Source organism: Bradyrhizobium yuanmingense, assembly GCF_900094575.1.
In the GTDB taxonomy this organism is placed as follows: domain Bacteria; phylum Pseudomonadota; class Alphaproteobacteria; order Rhizobiales; family Xanthobacteraceae; genus Bradyrhizobium; species Bradyrhizobium yuanmingense.
In genome coordinates this window covers 285093-302778 of record NZ_FMAE01000003.1, presented here as the reverse complement: position 1 = coordinate 302778, position 17686 = coordinate 285093, and the positions used below count along the sequence as shown (strand labels likewise).

Annotated in this window: 17 protein-coding genes and 1 tRNA gene; 11 read left to right on the top strand and 7 right to left on the bottom strand. The window is 64.8% G+C overall.

Annotated features, from left to right (window positions below):
- The first annotated feature begins 54 nt into the window (after positions 1-54).
- On the top strand, positions 55-1677 hold the full coding sequence (locus tag GA0061099_RS11135) for an ABC transporter substrate-binding protein (protein ID WP_036021452.1): 1623 nt from the start codon (positions 55-57) through the stop codon (positions 1675-1677).
- On the opposite strand, the gene GA0061099_RS11130 is transcribed toward GA0061099_RS11135, so the two are convergent.
- Positions 1674-3017 (bottom strand): glycoside hydrolase family 3 N-terminal domain-containing protein, encoded by a 1344-nt coding sequence (locus GA0061099_RS11130; protein ID WP_036021450.1) that lies wholly within the window; start codon positions 3015-3017, stop codon positions 1674-1676. The genes GA0061099_RS11135 and GA0061099_RS11130 overlap by 4 nt on opposite strands.
- A gap of 188 nt (positions 3018-3205) precedes the next feature.
- Between GA0061099_RS11130 and GA0061099_RS11125 the strand changes: the two genes are divergently transcribed.
- From GA0061099_RS11125 to GA0061099_RS11115, 3 genes are read left to right on the top strand one after another with little or no spacing between them, the layout of a single operon-like run.
- Positions 3206-4708 (top strand): DUF4153 domain-containing protein, encoded by a 1503-nt coding sequence (locus GA0061099_RS11125; protein WP_036021448.1) that lies wholly within the window; start codon positions 3206-3208, stop codon positions 4706-4708.
- Positions 4709-4727: 19 nt separating this feature from the next.
- The gene (locus GA0061099_RS11120) at positions 4728-5432 is read left to right on the top strand and encodes a response regulator transcription factor (protein WP_036021446.1); all 705 of its coding nucleotides are present in this window, start codon (positions 4728-4730) and stop codon (positions 5430-5432) included.
- A complete protein-coding gene (locus GA0061099_RS11115; protein ID WP_036021443.1) occupies positions 5429-7015 on the top strand; it encodes an ATP-binding protein in 1587 nt (528 codons plus the stop codon). Before GA0061099_RS11120 ends, GA0061099_RS11115 begins: the two co-directional genes overlap by 4 nt.
- On the opposite strand, the gene GA0061099_RS41080 is transcribed toward GA0061099_RS11115, so the two are convergent.
- The gene (locus tag GA0061099_RS41080; protein ID WP_167361649.1) at positions 7012-7152 is read right to left on the bottom strand and encodes a hypothetical protein; all 141 of its coding nucleotides are present in this window, start codon (positions 7150-7152) and stop codon (positions 7012-7014) included. The genes GA0061099_RS11115 and GA0061099_RS41080 overlap by 4 nt on opposite strands.
- A 79-nt stretch (positions 7153-7231) precedes the next feature.
- Here GA0061099_RS41080 and GA0061099_RS11110 point away from each other — a divergent pair, with 79 nt between their 5' ends.
- The 3 genes from GA0061099_RS11110 (at position 7232) to GA0061099_RS11100 (ending at position 10321) form a co-directional block, all read left to right on the top strand.
- Positions 7232-7801, top strand: a complete 570-nt coding sequence (locus GA0061099_RS11110; protein WP_074447687.1) for an alpha-ketoglutarate-dependent dioxygenase AlkB — start codon at positions 7232-7234, stop codon at positions 7799-7801.
- A gap of 229 nt (positions 7802-8030) precedes the next feature.
- On the top strand, positions 8031-8960 hold the full coding sequence (locus GA0061099_RS11105) for an alpha/beta hydrolase (RefSeq protein ID WP_036021440.1): 930 nt from the start codon (positions 8031-8033) through the stop codon (positions 8958-8960).
- 134 nt (positions 8961-9094) lie between these two features.
- The gene (locus GA0061099_RS11100; RefSeq protein WP_036021438.1) at positions 9095-10321 is read left to right on the top strand and encodes an ABC transporter substrate-binding protein; all 1227 of its coding nucleotides are present in this window, start codon (positions 9095-9097) and stop codon (positions 10319-10321) included.
- Positions 10322-10522: 201 nt separating this feature from the next.
- Here GA0061099_RS11100 and GA0061099_RS11095 read toward each other — a convergent pair whose 3' ends face one another.
- Complete coding sequence (locus GA0061099_RS11095; protein ID WP_035997835.1) at positions 10523-12085, bottom strand: adenylate/guanylate cyclase domain-containing protein; 1563 nt, start codon at positions 12083-12085, stop codon at positions 10523-10525.
- A 192-nt stretch (positions 12086-12277) separates the two neighbouring features.
- On the opposite strand from GA0061099_RS11095, the gene GA0061099_RS11090 reads away from it, so the two are divergent.
- The 3 genes from GA0061099_RS11090 to GA0061099_RS11080 all read left to right on the top strand — a co-directional run bounded on the left by GA0061099_RS11090 (position 12278) and on the right by GA0061099_RS11080 (position 14991).
- Entirely contained in the window at positions 12278-13369 is a 1092-nt protein-coding gene (locus GA0061099_RS11090) for an enolase C-terminal domain-like protein (RefSeq protein ID WP_036021436.1), read from the top strand.
- An 80-nt stretch (positions 13370-13449) separates the two neighbouring features.
- Positions 13450-13926: an NUDIX hydrolase gene (locus GA0061099_RS11085; protein ID WP_035997832.1), complete on the top strand. Its 477-nt coding sequence runs from the start codon at positions 13450-13452 to the stop codon at positions 13924-13926.
- Positions 13927-14133: 207 nt separating this feature from the next.
- On the top strand, positions 14134-14991 hold the full coding sequence (locus tag GA0061099_RS11080; protein ID WP_035997829.1) for a glyoxalase superfamily protein: 858 nt from the start codon (positions 14134-14136) through the stop codon (positions 14989-14991).
- An 11-nt stretch (positions 14992-15002) separates the two neighbouring features.
- On the opposite strand, the gene GA0061099_RS11075 is transcribed toward GA0061099_RS11080, so the two are convergent.
- The 4 genes from GA0061099_RS11075 to cpdR all read right to left on the bottom strand — a co-directional run bounded on the left by GA0061099_RS11075 (position 15003) and on the right by cpdR (position 16451).
- On the bottom strand, positions 15003-15245 hold the full coding sequence (locus GA0061099_RS11075; RefSeq protein WP_036021432.1) for a hypothetical protein: 243 nt from the start codon (positions 15243-15245) through the stop codon (positions 15003-15005).
- Between the two features lie 8 nt (positions 15246-15253).
- Complete coding sequence (locus tag GA0061099_RS11070) at positions 15254-15727, bottom strand: L-2-amino-thiazoline-4-carboxylic acid hydrolase (RefSeq protein WP_035997824.1); 474 nt, start codon at positions 15725-15727, stop codon at positions 15254-15256.
- 215 nt (positions 15728-15942) lie between these two features.
- A tRNA-Val gene (locus GA0061099_RS11065) sits at positions 15943-16017 on the bottom strand.
- 74 nt (positions 16018-16091) lie between these two features.
- Positions 16092-16451, bottom strand: a complete 360-nt coding sequence (gene cpdR / locus GA0061099_RS11060; protein ID WP_007597092.1) for a cell cycle two-component system response regulator CpdR — start codon at positions 16449-16451, stop codon at positions 16092-16094.
- A gap of 333 nt (positions 16452-16784) precedes the next feature.
- Between cpdR and GA0061099_RS11055 the strand changes: the two genes are divergently transcribed.
- Positions 16785-17675, top strand: a complete 891-nt coding sequence (locus GA0061099_RS11055) for an N-formylglutamate amidohydrolase (RefSeq protein ID WP_036021434.1) — start codon at positions 16785-16787, stop codon at positions 17673-17675.
- Positions 17676-17686: the final 11 nt, after the last annotated feature.

Genomic DNA, 17686 nt, shown 5'->3' with positions numbered 1-17686 from the left:
TCTGGCATACAGCTTGCCTCTCGATGCCGGACAATTCCGGAACGGGAGGCACTCTTGAGCATTTCACCCCTCGATTTGAACCGCCGCAGCGTCGTGCTCGGCGGCCTCGGTGTCGCCGGTACGGCAGCCTTTGCGCCGCGTCTTGCCTGGGCGCAGGGACGCAGCGAGACGTTGCTGGTGGTGCAGGAGCTGGGGCCGAATTCGCTGGACATGCAGGGCGTCGGCTCCAACCAGACCGTGAACGGCCTGTCCTGGAATTGCTACGACCGCCTGCTCACCTACGCCTTCAAGACACTGCCGGACGGCACGTTGTCGTATGACCGCGAGAAGCTCGCGCCCGAGCTCGCCGAGAGCTGGGAGGTCGCCGCCGACGGCATGTCCTGCACCTTCAAGCTTCGCAAGGACGCAAAATTCCACGACGGCACGCCTGTGACCGCCAAGGACGTCAAATGGTCGTTTGACCGCGCCGTGAAGGTCGGCGGCTTTCCGACCTTCCAGATGTCGGCGGGATCGCTGGAAAAGCCGGAGCAGTTCGTGGTGGTCGACGACCACACTTTCCGTATCGACTATATCCGCAAGGACAAGATGCTGCTGTTCAACGTGGCCGTCGTCGTGCCCTTCATCATCAATTCCGAGCTCGCCAGGAAGAACGCGACGCCGGAAGACCCGTGGGCGCTGGCCTGGCTGAAGAACAACGAGGCCGGCGGCGGCGCCTACAAGATCGAGAGCTGGAAGCCGGGCAGCGAGACCGTGCTGACGCGCTTCGACGACTGGAAGAGCGGGCCGCTGCCGAAGGTCAAGCGCGTGATCGCGCGCGACGTTCCCTCCGCCGGCACGCGGCGTGCCATGCTGGAGCGGGGCGATGCGGATATTTCCAGCGGCTTTGCCCCGCGCGATTTCGAGCAGATCATCAAGGAGGGCAAGGTCAAGGTCTCGGGCGTGCCGATCCCCAACGCGCTGTGGTACGTCGCGCTGAACACCGCCAAGCCCCCGTTCGACAATGTCAAGCTGCGCCAGGCCATCGCCTGGGCCATGCCGTACGAGCAGATTCAGACCAGCGCCTTCTTCGGCCGCGCCGTTCCCATGTATGGCGGCACCGCCGAAGTCTCAAAGCCGGTGTGGCCGCAACCGTTTCCTTACGTCACCGATCTCGACAAGGCCAAGGCTCTGCTGAAGGAAGCGGGCTTCGAAGCCGGCCTGGAGACGACGCTGTCGCTGGACACAGGCACCGCCACCGTCGGCGAGCCGACCGCGATCCTGATCCAGGAGAATCTCGCCAAGATCGGCATCAAGGCGGCAATCGAAAAGATTCCCGGCGCGAACTGGCGCACGACGCTGAACAAGAAGGAGCTGCCGCTCGCGCTCAACCGCTTCAGCGGCTGGCTCGATTATCCCGAATATTACTTCTACTGGAATTTCCACGGCAACAACTCGATCTTCAACATCTCCTCATACAAGAACAAGGAGATGGACGCCCTGATCGACAAGGCGCGCTTCACCACCGATGCCGCCGAATACGACAGGACGGTGAAGGATTTCATCGCGCTCTGTATGCGCGACGTCCCCGTGGTTCCGCTCAACCAGCCGATCCACGACGTTGCCATGCAAAAGGGCATCTCCGGCTACGAATTCTGGTTTCACCGTGAACCGGACTACCGCCAGTTCGCGAAGGGCTAGTTCTGCCGGGCGACGCTGATGGCGCGTGAGGCAGCTCGTGCCTGCATGGTCGAAAAGCCGCGCTCCAGGCGCGCGGTGCTCGCATGCAGCATCGCCGCGTCGAGCCTGCCCTGTCGCGATCCTTCCAGGGCGCAGGCAAAGACACGGTAGAACTGCGCGCCGTCATAGGCGACCAGCAGCAGATCGACGCCGGCATTGATCGCCTCGACCACGGCCTTGCAGACGTCGTTCTGGTAGATCGCGCCCATGATGAGGTCGTCGGTCATCACCACGCCCTGGTAACCCCACGTCCCACGAATGATCCCATCGACAACGCGCTTCGAATGCGAGGCGGCGCGATCGGGATCGACGGCTGTGAGCGTGACGTGGCCGACCATGAGGGCGCTGCGCGAATGCGACAGCACCTCGCGGAACGGGAGCCAGTCGGTTGCTTCCAGCTCCTTCACCGGCGTGTCAAGATTGGCGCTGAAATGATGCGTGTCGGCGCGCACGCGGCCAATGCCGGGAAAATGCTTGAGCGTGGCGCCGACGCCCGTCTCTTCCAGCCCGCGCACATAGGCGCTCGCGATGGTGCTGACGACGGCGGGATCGCTCGCAATCGCGCGCTGGCCGATCAGCGTGTGAAAATCGAGGCGGTTGCGCCGCGCCGGCGGCTTGAGGTCGAGCACCGGCGCAAGATTGAGGTTGACGCCGACGTGGGCGAGCTCGCGGCCGTGGATGCGGCCGAACTCCTCGGCCTTGGCCTGCTGCTCATCGGAAGCCAGTCCCGTGAGCGTCGCCAGCGCCGGCACTTTCGTCAGCGGCGGCGCAAGATGCCCGACGATGCCGCCCTCCTGATCGGCGGCGACGATCAGCGGCGGCAGGCCGGCTGCGCGCCTGAGATCCTGCAGCGCCGCGATCTCGGCCCGCAGCGTCTCGATGGCACGGCCGCGGATGTTGTGCCGGGTGACATAGACGCCGCCGATCAGGCCCTGCCTGGCGAGACGCGCGACCTCGGGAAAGGAGGAATAACCGACCATGAAGTGCGGCCCGAGCTGCCGCGCTTCGACGGCGCTGGCGTTGAGAACGTCATGCTTGCGCAGCTCGAACTTCAGATGCGCAGCCGACATCAAGAGCGGCGGCAGGCACCAGAGCACGACGAGCGCCTTGCCGGCGATGGTGCGCCAGCGACCTCCGCACAGCAAAAGAGCGACGATTGCGATGCTTGTGACGACAAGGGAGATGTTTCCGGCGCCACGCAGCACGAGCAGATAGGGATCGTTCTTGTTCGCGGCGACAAATGCAGCGAGCGGCGCGGCGAGCCAGAGCAGGACGAGACCGATGCGGTTGAGCAATTGCATGATGCACCAGGTGCGATAGGCGATGAATGTTTCGCACCTAGCAAAGCGAATCACGCTGCGCGAGAGGCAAAAGCGCGCCTGCACGAAAACTGCAAAAAACTCCTGAAGCCGTGCAGACCATGATCCCGCCGTCTGCACAAGTGCCGTTCAGAATTCGTGATGCCACCACTCACGGAGACTCTCTGGACATGACGAGCCTGGCTTCGACGACGGATATCCAACCGATCAGGCCTTCGGCGCTGTCGGCCAAGCTCGCAATGGCGCTGCTGCTGGCTGGGCTCGCCGACTGGTTGTTCTACGGTCAGCGGATCGGGCTGTCGCTGACGCTGTTTGCGATCGCGACCGCCTGCGTGTCGGTGCTGTTCAATCACGCGGCCGTGGACTGGCGGCGCGCGGCGATCAGCGGCGCGATCCTCGTGCTCGGCCTTGTGCCGGCCATGGAAGAGCTCAACACGCTATCGTTCCTGATCCTCGTCGCGTCGCTGACGATTGCGCTGTTGCTTGCAACCAATCCCGATACGACCGGGCTCACCGACCGCGCCCGCGCGCTGTGCAATTTCCTCCTGCTCGGTCCCTTCAGGTTCTTCCTCGATGCGCCCCAAGCCTTCAACATGTCGGCCTTCACCCGCGGCATCGCGCTCTGGCTGATGCCCGCGGCGCTCAGCACCGTCTTCATCGCATTGTTCGCCGCCGCAAATCCGGTGATCGAGCAATGGGTGTCGCTGCTCAATCCCAAGGTCATGCTCGACTATGTCAACATGTGGCGCGTCCTGTTCTGGACCTTGATGCTGGCTCTGGTCTGGCCGTTCATCCATGTGCGCTGGCGGCGCAGGGCGGTCGTCGCCGCCGCCGTGGCCGAGGGCCCCGTGCCACCGCCGCTGCCGCCCATGGTCTCGGCGGAATTTCTCGGCCCCTCCACCATCCTGCGCTCGCTGATCCTGTTCAACCTGCTGTTCGCGGCGCAGTCCATTCTCGACGGCATCTATCTCTGGGGTCACGTGGCGCTGCCCGACAACATGACTTATGCGACCTACTCCCATCGCGGCGCCTATCCGCTGATCGCGACCGCCCTCCTCGCCGCTGCCTTCGTGCTGGTGGCGATGCGTCCGGGCGGGCCGGCCGAGAAATCGAAGGTGATCCGGCCGCTGGTCTATCTCTGGGTCGGACAGAACGTGCTGCTGGTCGTCTCCTCCATCCGCCGGCTCGATCTCTATGTCGACATCTACATGCTGACCTATTGGCGGATTGCAGCGTTCGTCTGGATGGGACTGGTAGCGATCGGCCTGATCCTGATCGTCGCGCGCATCTTGCTCGACAGGTCCAATCAATGGCTGATCGGCGCCAATCTCGCCGCATTGGCGATCGTGCTCTATGGCTGCTCGCTCGTGAACTTCGACGCCTTCATCGCCGACTACAATGTCGTCCACAGCCGGGAAGTTTCGGGAAAAGGCGTGCAGATCGACATCGACTATCTCCTGACGCTCGGGCCGCAGGCGGTGCCAGCCATCGACAAGGCGATCGCGCTACGGCCCGCCGTCAAAGAGGGCTGCCTTGTGTCACGCCGCGACCGCCTTGTAGAACAGCAGCGTCAGGACCTGGCTTGGCGAAGCTGGGGCTTTCGCAACTGGCGACTCCAGCGCAGGCTGGACGCCGAGGCGAAAGCTCAGGCCGGCAGCCAGCCGGCGAGTTGACGAGGACACGGAGAGTTTCTTGGCGCATCGCATTCTCATCGTCGACGACGAAGGCCACATCCGCGAGGTCATCCGCGTCGCCCTGAAGAAGGCCGGCATGGACGTGATCGAGGCCCGCGACGGCAAGGAGGCGCTTCTCCGCTTTGCCGCCGACAGGCCCGATCTCATCGTGCTGGACATCGGCATGCCCGAGTTCGACGGCCTCGACGTCTGCCGCGAGATTCGCAAAGGCTCCGACGTGCCGATCCTGTTCCTGTCGGCGCGCGACGAGGAGATCGACCGTATCCTGGGCCTCGAGATCGGCGGCGACGACTACGTCACGAAGCCGTTCAGCCCGCGCGAGCTGGTGGCGCGGGTCAATGTCATCCTGCGCCGCCTCAGCCCGCGCAACGGCGAGGCCAAGGCCGGGCCCACCGCGCTGACGCAAGGCGGGCTGTTGATCGATCCCGAGCAGCACGTCGCGTCCTTTGCCGGCACGCCGCTGAAGCTGACCGCGATCGAGTTCGGCATCCTGCGCGCATTCCTGACCCGGCCGACGTCGGTATTCAACCGCGAGCAGCTGATGCGGGCCGCCTACCAGCTCAACATCCAGGTTTCCGACCGCACCATCGACAGCCATATCCGCAACATCCGCGCCAAGCTGGCGGCGCTTTCCTGCGACAACGTGATCGAGACCATCCACGGCGTCGGCTTCAAGCTCGGCCGCTGCGAGAAAGAGGCATGAGCGCTGCGCCCGACAAATGGCGTCCGTCGCTCACGCTCGTGATCTTCACGGTGCTGGCGACGGTCGGCATATTGCCGCTGGTCGGCCTGTTCTTCTTCCGACTCTACGACAACCAGCTGATCCGCCAGACCCAGGCCGAGCTGATCGCACAGAGCCGCGTGCTGGCGACGATCTATGCGCAGGAGGTCGCGGCCCGGCTCGACAGCGGCCTCGTGCTCGGCGCCGAGGTGCCGCCGGGCGTGCTGCCCGATCCCGGTGACCAGGTCACGCCGATCCGCCCCGCGCTCGACCTCACCGCGAACGATCTGTTGCGGCGGCGGCCCGACGCATTGCCCGCGCCCGGGCAGGCGCAAGCAGCCTATGTCGAGATCGGGGCCAGGCTGACGCCGATCATCCGCGAGACCCAGAAGGTGACATTGGCCGGCTTTCGCATCCTCGATCCGCAAGGCGTGGTGATTGCCGGGCGGCAGGAGGTCGGGCAGTCGCTCGCCCATATCGAGGAGGTCGCGGACGCCCTGCACGGGCAATACCGCGCGACTTTACGCAACCGCGTGCCGGACAAGCCGCCGCCGCCGATCTATTCCTTCAGCCGCGGCCTCGGCGTGCACGTGTTTTCGGCGATGCCCGTCATCGTCAACAACCGCGTCGCCGGCGTGATCTACACGACGCGCACGCCGAGCAACATTTTCGACCATCTCTATCAGGAGCGGGCCAAGTTCGTGCTGGCCGGCCTTGCCGTCATCCTCGGCACCATCGCGATCGGCCTCGTGTTCTCACGCACCATCACGCTGCCGATGCGCGAGCTGATCGACCGCGCCGCCCGAATCGGCCGCGGCGACCGGGAGGCGTTCCAACCGCTGAAGCATTACGGCACGCGCGAGTTCGCCCAGCTCTCGCACAGCTTCCTCGGCATGGCCGAGCAGCTGGCGCGGCGCTCCGACTATATCGCGACCTTTTCGGCCCATCTCACCCACGAGCTGAAATCGCCGCTGACCTCGATCAAGGGCGCGGCCGAGCTGCTGCAGGATTCGGTTCAGGGCAAGGCCGAGGGCCTGACGCCGGCCGAGCAGAACACCTTCATCGCCAACATCCTGTCGGATACCCAGCGGCTGGAGGCGATGGCGCAGCGGCTGCGGGAGCTCGCCCGCGCCGAGAGCCTGCCGCAGAACGAGCGCACCGAGCTGGCACCCGTGATCGCCGATCTCAGAAGCCGGTTTCCGGCAAGCGCGATCGAGGCCAGCGGCAGCCTCGACCGGGCGATCGGAATGTCCTCGGAGAAGGCGCTGATCGTGCTGTCGCACATCGCCGACAATGCGGTGCGGCACAAGGCCGGCACGATCAGGCTGGAGGCGGTCGACGCACGGACGACCGTGCTTGTGACGGTCAGCAATGACGGCGAGCCGATCTCGGCGCCGAACCGCGACAGGATCTTCGATGCGTTCTTCACCACCCGCCGCGACCAGGGCGGCACCGGGATGGGGCTGGCGATCGCGCGCGCGGTGATGGCGAGCCATGGCGGCTCGATCAGGCTTAAGCCGACCGACGAGGGCGCAGCCTTCGAGCTCCAGTTTCCGGTTGCCTAGATCGCAAAGACCCAGACGGCGACGATGGTGCCGATGGTGGCGAGACCGGCGATAGTCCAGCCGGCGGCGTATTCCAACTCAGGATGACCGGTCGCCCGCATGATCTCAACCGGATCGGCGGTATGCTTCTCTGCCATGACAGCCTCGCACGTTTCTTCCCGCGTCATAGATAAGTCGCATCAGACGCCAACAGGTTCCATCACGGAAATGCGAGGCATGACGCAGCTAAGTTTGTTCGCCGACCCGCAGGAAGGCCCGACCGGCCTTCACTACACGGACGATTTTATCGATCATGCCGCCGAGCAGGATCTGATCGGCCGCATCGCAGCATTGCCGCTCCAGCGCTTTCAGTTCGGCGCGTTCGAGGGCAACCGCCGGGTGGCGTCGTTCGGCTATCGCTATGACTACACGCTGCAGCGTCTCGCCGAGGCCGATCCGATCCCGGACTGGGTGCGGCCGGTCGCGCGCCAGGTCGAGGCCTGGGCCGGGCTGCCGGAGGCCGGCGTCCGGCAGGTGCTGTGCACCGAATACGAGGTCGGCGTCGGCATCGGCTGGCATCGCGACAAGCCGCATTTCGACAAGGTGCTCGGCCTGTCGCTGGGCTCGCCGTGCGCTTTCCGTTTCCGCCGCCGCAACGGCGCCAAGTGGGAGCGCCATACGCTCACTGCCCTGCCGCGCTCGCTCTACATGATGGACGGCGAGGCGCGGTCGCAGTGGGAGCACAGCATCCCCCCGGTCGCGGCGCGGCGCTATTCCATCACCTTCCGGACGATGAAGCGGGCCTGACGGACCAGGCCAAAACAAAAGGTGCGAAAACAACCCCATGCACAGTAGAAAGCCGTTTCAGGCGCGAGCCTCGGCGGCGCTGGACAACGGCCTGACGGATCGGGATAAACGGCGGCTGCGCATCCAAGGTGCCGCGAATTCGCCTCAAGGCCGGCTGACTAATGAGATGAATTGAAAAGACGGGCCAGATCAGCGAGCCGATATGGAGCCCCGCAAGGCCGCCACATCCATGAAGAATTATCTGACATTTTTCCTGTTTCTGACCATGACCACGGCCTTCGCGCACGGACCCGTGCCGGGCCGGCTCCGGCCGCCCTCGGGTCTCGTGCAGGCGGGCCTCACCGATTCCGACACCACCGCAGGCGGCACCGCACGGCTATGCGAGCAGGTCACCTTCTCGCGCGGCCTGCGCTATGGCGAGAGCGAGGCCAATGTGCTCGATGTCGCGACCAGCGCAACCAAGGCCGACACGCCGCGGCCGGTGCTGCTGTTCGTGACGGGAGATACCTTCACCGGCGACCGCGGAGCGCCGGAGCTGTCGCGCCAGATCCAGGACCAGGCGATGTGCTTTGCCGCGCGCAACGGCATGATCGGGGTCCGCGTCGATTATCGCCTGGCGCCCGCGGCGACCTGGCCGGCCGGCGCGACCGATGTGGCCGCGGCGCTGTCCTGGGTTCATGGCAATATCGACCTCTTCAACGGCGATGCCCGCGAGATCGTCGCGGTCGGCTACGGCGCCGGCGCCTTCCACGTCGCGACCATGCTGGCGCATCCCGAGCTGCAGACCGCCGGCGCCGACGTCGCGGGCGTGGTGCTGGTGTCCGGGATCTACCGCGTCGGCAAGGACGCGAGCGACAGCGAGAAGGCCTATCTCGGCGGTGACGCCACCCAGTACGACAAGCGCTCGGTATTCCCCGGCATCCTCAATGTCGACGTGCCGATCGTGCTGGCCTGGGCCGCGGATGATTCCGCCGGCCTCGTGGCGCAGGGCGAGACGCTAAAGAAGACGCTGTGCGGCGCCGGCCATTGCCCGCGCAGCACGCTGCTGCGCAGCCGCGACGGCATCGCGAACGCCTTCGGCCTCGATGGTTCCGGCGACAGCCTCGCGGAGCCGACGCTGCTGCTGGTGCGTCAGCTGGAAGCGCGAGGGTTGCCGTAACGCGTTGCGGCAGCACGCCTGCCGCATTCATCGAAGCGCGACAGCCACACGATTGCCAAACGCTTGACCTAGATCAAGCGGCCTTGGTGGGGATTGAGCCGACCTCGTTGGGGGCCAACCACAAGGCATCGAACATGCGCGTCATCGGCAGGATGCTGTTCGTTTCCGTGATTGCCATCGCATCGCTGGGCGCGATGTCGCGGCAGCAGCACTCGGATCAACCCGCAAGCGATGAGGAAATCCGCATCGGCAATGTTATGCCGTATTCGGGGCCGCTCTCGGAATTCGGCGCGATCGGCCAGGCGGAAGCGGCCTATTTCGACATGGTCAACGCGCGCGGCGGCATCAATGGCCGCAAGATCCGCTTCATCACCCGCGACGACAATTCCGATCCGGCGACCGCGCTGGAGCTGACGCGCAAGCTGGTCGAGAAGGACGGCGTGCACCTGATGTTCGGCTCGTTCGGCACGCCCGGCAATCTCGCCACGCGCTGGTACCTGAACGAGAAGAAGATCCCGCAACTGTTCGTCGCCTCCGGCGACGAAGAGCTGAGCCAGCCGAGCGCGTATCCCTGGACCATGGGCTGGCAGCCGTCGTTCCGGTCGGAGGGGCGCATCTATGCCAACTACATCCAGGCCTCTTACCCGAGGAAGAAGATCGTCGTGCTCTGGCAGAACGACCAGTTCGGGCGCATGCTCTACAAGGGTATCCAGGAAGGCCTCGGCGATCTCAATCGTCACGTCCTGGTCGACATCGCCTTCGACCTTGCCGACGAGCATCTCGACGGGCACGTCTCGATCCTCAAGCGCGCCGGCGCCGACATCTTCGTCTTCCTCGGCGTGCCCTCGACCGCATCCAAGGTGATCAAGCTGGCAGCGTCCCTGAATTGGCGTCCCGTCTTCATCGTCAACGATGCCTCCGCCTCGATCGCCAACGCGATGGCGCCCGCGGGGCTGGAAAACTCTGCCGGCGTGATTTCGGCGGCCTTTTTGAAGGATCCGAGCGATCCCGCCTGGAAGGACGATCCCGGCATGAAGGACTGGTTCGCCTTCATGGACAAATACCATCGGGTCGAAAGCACCAACAACAGTGCGGCCGTCTATGGCTACGCCGCGGCCGAGGCGCTGACGCAGGTGCTGAAGCAATGCGGCGACGATTTTTCACGCGACAACATCATGCGCCAGGCGGCCTCGCTCAGGGACTATCAGCCTTCGGTCGCATTGCCCAACATCAGGATGAACACCTCGCCCAACCGCTACCTGCCGATCAGGCAGATGCGGCTGGTGCAGTTCGACGGGCGGTCGTGGCAGCCGTTTGGGGATGTGATCGAGACGGCGTTCACGGAAGGGGCGGCAAGGTGAGGTCACTTACCCTCCCCTGGAGGGGTCCGGGACGAGCGTAGCTCGCCCGTAGGTCGCTACGCATGTAGCGAAGCGGAATGCGTAGCGGGGTGGGGTGACGGTCTCTCCACATCCGACACCGCCCGAGGGGAGAGATCACCCCACCCCGCTCGCGCTACGCGCGATCGACCCTCCCCTTCCAGGGAGGGTAAGAAGCTCCCCTCACGCCGGCTTGAGCGAGGCCAGCGCGTTCTCCAGCAGCGAGCGCACGCGTGCGGCGTCGCCTGATTTCACCACGGCGGGATCGAGATAGAGCTCGAGGCCCGGCGCGCGTTCGGTGATGATGCCGCTGTTCTCCGCAGCTTTGTCACTCAGTGCATCCACCGAATAGGGGATCACCTCGCGGCTGATGCCCTTCATCGTGATCGCCGGCAGCGCATGCGCGCGGACGATGTCGCTGACGAGGGCGAAGGTCTCGTAGCTCAAGACGATGCCGCCGGGCTCAGCGATCGATTGCAGGCGCGCGGCGAGGTTCGCCTCCGCACCGATGATGGTGTAGTCCATACGGTCGGCGCTCCCGAAATTGCCGACATTGCAATAGCCCGAGTTGATGCCCATGCGCGAGCGGAACGGCTGCTCGATGCCGGACGCCCGCCATTTCGCATTGAGCTCGGCAAGGCGCTGCTGCATGCGCCAGGCCATCTGCAGACAGGCCTGTGCATCGGCGCGATCGCCCTTGGTCTCGGGGTCGCCGAAGAAGATCAGCATGGCATCGCCAATGAACTTGTCGATGGTGCCGCCATATTCGTGGGCGATCGCCGACATTTCCGTGAAATATTCGTTGAGGAGCTGGGTCAGCTGCTCCGGCTGCAGCCGCTCGGCGGTGGCGGTGAAGTTCTGGATGTCGGAGAAGAAGATGGTGAGCTTCTTGCGCTCGGTGTGGATGGTGACGTCCTTCTGGCCCGAGAAGATGCTCTTGTAGACCTGCGGCGGGATGTAGCGCGAGATCTTCATCGACAGCGAGGCCAGGAAGTCGTTGGCGGATTCGAGCTCCTTGTTCATGTTCTTGATGCGGCGCGCCTGACGTCGCTGCAATGACAGGAACGCCAGTCCGCTCCCGGCGGCGATCACGAAATAGGCCAGCAGGAACTTGAACGAGAAGATGTTGGCGGCGATCGGCTGGGCGATGATCACCTCCTGGATGCCGCGGACATCCCCCACCTTCCAGTCCTTCTTCGGGCTCTCGGGGTGGCTGTTGTGGCAGCTGACGCAGGCCGGACCCATCGTGACGGGCGCAACCAGGCGGACCTTGTCGTTGAACAGCGAGGTCTCGGTCTCCACGATCTTCTGCTCGGGATCCCGGCGCAGCGCATCGAGCGCGTCCTTCTCGAACTTGTCGAGCTGGTGCGGAGCGCGGTTCTGGAACGGGAAGTCCGAGACGAAGCGATAGGTGATGTTCTCCTGCTGGGCGCCGATCACCCGGCCGAGCTCCAGCGACAGCGTCGCCGGGATCGGGATCGCGCCGGGCACGGATTCGTAGTTGTGAACGACCTTGGTGCTGCCGTTCGGATTGGCCAGCACGCGGCCGACCACGTTGGAGGCGTAGTAGCTGCGCACGCTCGTGATCACCGAGTTGAGATCGATCGCCTGCCGGCGCAGCGCCGTCTTGCTGAGCTCGGTCAGGTCCAGCCACACCGCGACCGGCAGGGCGAGCAGGAGGAAGACGATCACGGCGCCGGTGAGAATGCCACTCTTGCGCTGTTGTTCGGAGATCTCTTGTTTCACCCTGTGGCTCCGTTCTGTGCGATTTTGTCGCAAATCCTTCCAGAATCCGAGACAATGCATGCGGCGGCACAGAGCCAAGAATTGCCGGCCGGCGCAACCCCATTTTATGGTGGTCGCAGCAAGCGCCTTTTCGTTTGATCACGGATGCTTAAGATCGGCGCCGACCTGCATCCGCTCCGCCGGGAGAGAGCCATGACCGAGACCGTCCGCATCAAGCGCTTCCAGGCACGTCCCGTGATCGTGCCGATGAACCTGCCGCTCCAGACCGCGACCGGGGCGGTCGCCAAGGCACCGCTGGTGCTGATCGACTGCGAGACCGACCACGGCGCGGTGGGTCATTCCTATCTGTTCTCGCTCACGCCCTCGGCCTTGAAGCCGCTGGCGGCGATGGTCACGGAAATGTCGGACCTCGTCGCCGGCGACGAGCTGCTGCCGTTCGAGATCGAGCGCAAGCTGAGCCAGCGCTTCACGCTGCTGGGCCTCGCCGGCCTGCAGCGGCTGGCGCAATCCGGCATCGACATGGCGGCATGGGACGCGCTGGCGCGCTCGCGCGGCCTGCCGCTCGCCCGCCTGCTCGGCGGCACGCCGAAGCCGGTGCGCGCCTACAACTCGAAGGGGCTCGGCATCATGCCGGCAGGCGCCGCGGTGGAGGAAGCCCACAAGCTGCTGGCCGAGGGGTTTCACGCCGCAAAGATCCGCGTCGGCCGACGCGATGCGCGGGAGGATCTCGCCGTCGTGCGCGCGGTGCGCAAGGCCGTCGGCGACGAGGTCACGCTGATGTGCGACTACAACCAGGCGCTGACGGTCACCGAAGCGATCCGCCGCGGTGAGATGCTCGACGACGAGGGCCTCAGCTGGATCGAGGAGCCGATCCGCCACGACGATCATGCCGGCTGCGCCCGCATTGCCGACGCGCTGCAGACGCCGGTCCAGATCGGCGAGAATTTTGACAGCGCGTTTTCCATGCAAGCCGCGCTCTCGGCAGAGGCCTGCGACTACGTGATGCCTGATGTCCAGCGCATCGGCGGCGTCACCGGCTGGCTCCGCGCCGCTTCGCTTGCCCATGCTGCCGGCATCGAGATGTCGTCGCACCTGTTCTCTGAAGTCAGCGCGCATCTGCTCTGCGTGACGCCGACCGCGCATTGGCTGGAATATGTCGACTGGGCCGACGCGGTGCTGGCAACGCGGCTGCAGATCAAGGACGGCTTTGCGCTGCCGAGCGAGGAGCCGGGCAACGGGATCGCGTGGGACGAAGCGGCGGTGAAGAAGTATCTGGTGGAGTGACGGGTCTCTCATCTCGCCATCGCAAGCACACGATCTCGTCCCTCGTTGCGAAAGCATGCGACACGGATTAACGATCCGCCATGACCACTTGGCGCCCACATCCCGGTATCCGCGTCGTCGCGATCGGCCTGCATTGGCGCGGCGGGCGGCTGCTGGCGGCCGAGGTGCGCGACGATGCGGGGCGGATCAAGGGGGTGCGCCCGCTCGGCGGCGAGATCGAGTTCGGCGAGAGCTGGCGCGCGGCCTTGGTGCGGGAATTCAACGAAGAGCTCGGCATCGACGTCGGCATCGTGGGTGAGCCCTTGATGCTGGAGAACATCTTTGTGCACGAGGGATCGACCGGGCACGAGGTGATGTACATCGCAGAGGTCGCGTTTCCGGATGGCGCATTCGCCGGCCGGGAGCGCATCGACTTCCGCGAGGACAATGGAGAGCAGATCGTCGCGCGGTGGTTCGACCTTGCCGATCTCGACCTGGACGGCGGGCCGAAGCTCTATCCGACCGGACTGAAGGACTTGCTGCTGCAGCCTGCGCGTCGTGCATCAACGGAAGAGTGATGCGTGATCCTTGTCGAGACGCCGACGACGTCGGTTGACAAGCATGGCGCTCTCAAGCAAAATTTCGAAAGGTTGATACCGCCGGCCGCTTGCGCCCTTCGGGGTATGGTGAAGTGTATCGGACCGCCGCCCGCTTCCTTTGCTCACGCGAACGGGTCAGTAACGCAAGCCCTGACATTCTCCGTTCATGTTGCAAAGGAACAGAGTATGCGCGATTTCCGCGACGCCAAAGCCATGGCGCAGACGCTCCGAGAATCCCTTAACGCCCGATCGGTCTCCCTCACCGTCAGCGAGAGCCTCGAGCTCATCGCGAGGTTATTCGGGCTGGCCGATTGGAATGTCCTGGCGGCCCGAATCCGTTCTGCGGAGCAGGCCGGCTCGGGCCGCAGCAACGAGGAAAGCACCAAGACCGATGCTGCGGATCAGCTCCGCTCGAGAGCCAAAGAAACTCAGTTGCCGCAGGCGGTGCTGGATCGTTATGCCGGAACATACCAATTCCATAGCGCCGTCTTCACCGTGACGCGTGAACAGGATCATCTGTCCGGACGGCTGAGCGGTCAAAGCTCGGCGCAATATTACGCGGTGGGCGAAACGGAATTCGCCGCGCGGGAGATCGATGTCGAGCTACGGTTTACCCTCGGGCCGGATGGGGTGCCTACCGCCGTGATCCTGCGCCAGCACGGCAACGATCACACCATGCCACGCATCGACACGAGCACGGCGCAAGAGCTCCAACGCGCGATCGAGTCTCGTATGAGCAGCCGGTCCGCCAATCCCGGGACCGCGGCCGCGCTTCGCCGTCTGATCGAGAGCGTCGCATCGGGCCAGCCCAATTACGGCGAGATGAGCGCCGACTTGGCCGAGGCGACACGCAAGCAATTGCCGCGCCTGCAGCCGGGCCTTGCCGAAATGGGTCCGATCACCTCGATCGAATTCCTCGGTGTGAACGCACAAGGACAGGACGTCTATTCCGTCTGGCATCAGGGTGGCGCAGCCTCGCACTGGCACATCGCGCTCGGCAACGACGGCACGATCATCTCGGCCTTCGTCACGCCGGGGCCATGAGCTCGGTCAGGCTACCACACCTCCGCGCCGGGAATTCTCTTCCGCACCGCCATCCGCTGGATCCAGATGCAGCGGCGGACGGACCTGCTGGAGCGGCCGACGGCGGAGATCCCCTCGCCGGCCTGAAGCAGCGGCGCCACGTTCTGGCGCAAGCTGCGGCAGCGCTGGAGCTCGGCTTGCCAGTCGACGATCGCGGCGTCGGCGCGCGGCGCCATCAGCGCCAGCATCGCCATGGCGAGACAGATCGTCCGCATCGCTCCTCTCACTGTGATCCGCCTCCATCCCGGCGGTAGCGGAAATCGCAATGAGAGGCGCCCTGCATGATGGTCTGCGTGCGCGTGAGCCTGACGTCGGGACCGAACCCCTCCGCGGTCGCAAAGTCCGCGGTGCAGATCAGCAGGAAGCCGAGTTCGGGCTCGCCCAGGGCCTTGTAGAACTCGGCATAGGCGCAGCGCGTCACGTCGAACGCGAAGGCGTCCGCCGTCTGTTCGATCACGTCATAAGCGAGCGCATCGTCGCGGGCATAAGTTTTGAAGGCCGACGACACGGCCTTGCCGAGATTGCTCTCGTTCTTGGCCTTCCAGAACGCCTCGCCGAAGCCGCGATAGAGATCGCCGAGCGCCTTGCGCACCAGCGCATTGGCGCGGGCTTCGCCGAGCTCGGCCTGCAACGTCTTGATCAGCGGCACCAGCACCTGCGCCTGGATCTTCGCTTGCTCGATGACGGACACGGTCATGGGCGGCCTCGTGTCGGAGATGTCATTGTAGCCCGGATAGAGTGCAGGGTCATCCGGGACAGCGGCCGGGAAACTGCGGCCGAGATTGCGCGTCGCTGCAACGGGCTAGAAGCTTTCGAGCAAGCCGCACCAGTCCGTCTTCGCTCTTCGAGCTGCGCCGGACACGCTTCGCCGCAATCTTCCAGGCTGTGCCACGCGAAGCCGAAGGCGAAGCGTGGTGGGCACGACAGGGATCGAACCTGTGACCCCTACCATGTCAAGGTAGTGCTCTCCCGCTGAGCTACGTGCCCTAAAGTCCACTTGTGTCGGGTGGGGTCCCTATAACGGCTCAGGGGAGCCGGCGCAAGGACGGAAGGAGGCCGATTCAGGCCGCCAGCATCTTGTTCACTTCGCTGACCAATTCGCGCAGATGCACCGGCTTGGACAGCACCTTGGCGTTCTTGGGGGCGTCCGAATCCGAGTTCAGGGCGACCGCCGCAAAGCCAGTGATGAACATGATCTTGATGTCGGGGTCGAGTTCCGAGGCTCGGCGGGCGAGCTCGATGCCGTCCATTTCCGGCATCACGATATCGGTCAACAGCATCTCGAACGGCTCTTCCCGCAGCCGCTGATAGGCGGCCATGCCGTTGTCGTGGGACGAGACCTGAAAACCGGCGTTTTCCAGCGCCTTGACCAGGAAACGGCGCATGTCGTTGTCGTCTTCGGCGAGCAGGATCTTTGGCATGGCAGGAAACGTCGAATCCCCAGAGGATATCAGCAGAGGTCACTAAGCCCGACAGAGGGTAAATTTGGGGTGAAAATCTTAACCCTGCGCCGGCCCCGCTGCCGGCTCTTTGTGGACCGGAACGAGGTCCAGATCAATCGAGCCGGACCGGCGCGTCCCCATCCCGATGCCTGCACGGTTAAGACGTGTTCCAAGGGGCCATGACATCTTTTCGCTTGGCAGAATGGTTGCGATTCCGGACAATGACGACACATAAGAGCCGCGAGATCGGCCGAATCATTGGACCCGGAGCTTGTCCGGATCGTGCGGCACGAAGGGACGAAGCCTGAGAAGATGACCCGCTTTGACGGCGACATGTCGCCAGCCTTCGAGATCTTCGAGCCTGCCGAATGGCGCGCGCCCGTCATCTTCAACTCGCCGCATTCCGGCTCGACCTATCCTGAAGAATTCCTGGCGGCGTCGCGGATCGACCTGCCCACGCTGCGACGGTCGGAAGATTCGTTCATGGATGAGCTGATCGGCCATCTGAGCGCGCGCGGCTTTCCGACGGTGCGGGTCAACTTTCCCCGCTCCTATGTCGACGTCAACCGCGAGCCCTATGAGCTCGACCCGCGCATGTTCACCGGCCGGCTGCCGAGCTTCGCCAACACCCGTTCGATGCGGGTCGCCGGCGGCCTCGGCACCATTCCCCGCGTGGTCGGCGACGGCCAGGAGATCTACCGCGACCGCCTCCTGGTCGACGATGCGCTGGGGCGGATCGAGACGTTGTACAAGCCCTACCATCGCGCGCTGCGCCGGCTGATCAACAAGGTGCACCAGATGTTCGGCACGGTGGTGCTGGTCGACTGCCACTCGATGCCGTCGGTCGGCGTCAGCAGGGACGAGCCGCGCCGGCCCGACGTCGTGATCGGCGATCGCTACGGCACCAGCTGCACGCCGCTCTTGCCCGATCGCGTCGAGGAGACCATGAGCGGGCTCGGCTATTCGATCGGCCGCAACAAGCCCTATGCCGGCGGCTTCATCACCGAGCATTACGGCAATCCCGCGAGCGGCCTGCACGCCGTGCAGCTCGAGCTCAACCGCGCGATCTACATGGACGAGCGGCGGCGCGAGCGCAGCGCTCGCTTTGCGCAAGTGGCCTCCGACTTCGGCGTTCTCGCCGACGTGCTGGCGACCACGATTCCGTTCGCCGATCTCGGCCCGTTCCAGGCCGCGGCGGAATAGGACGCAGCTTC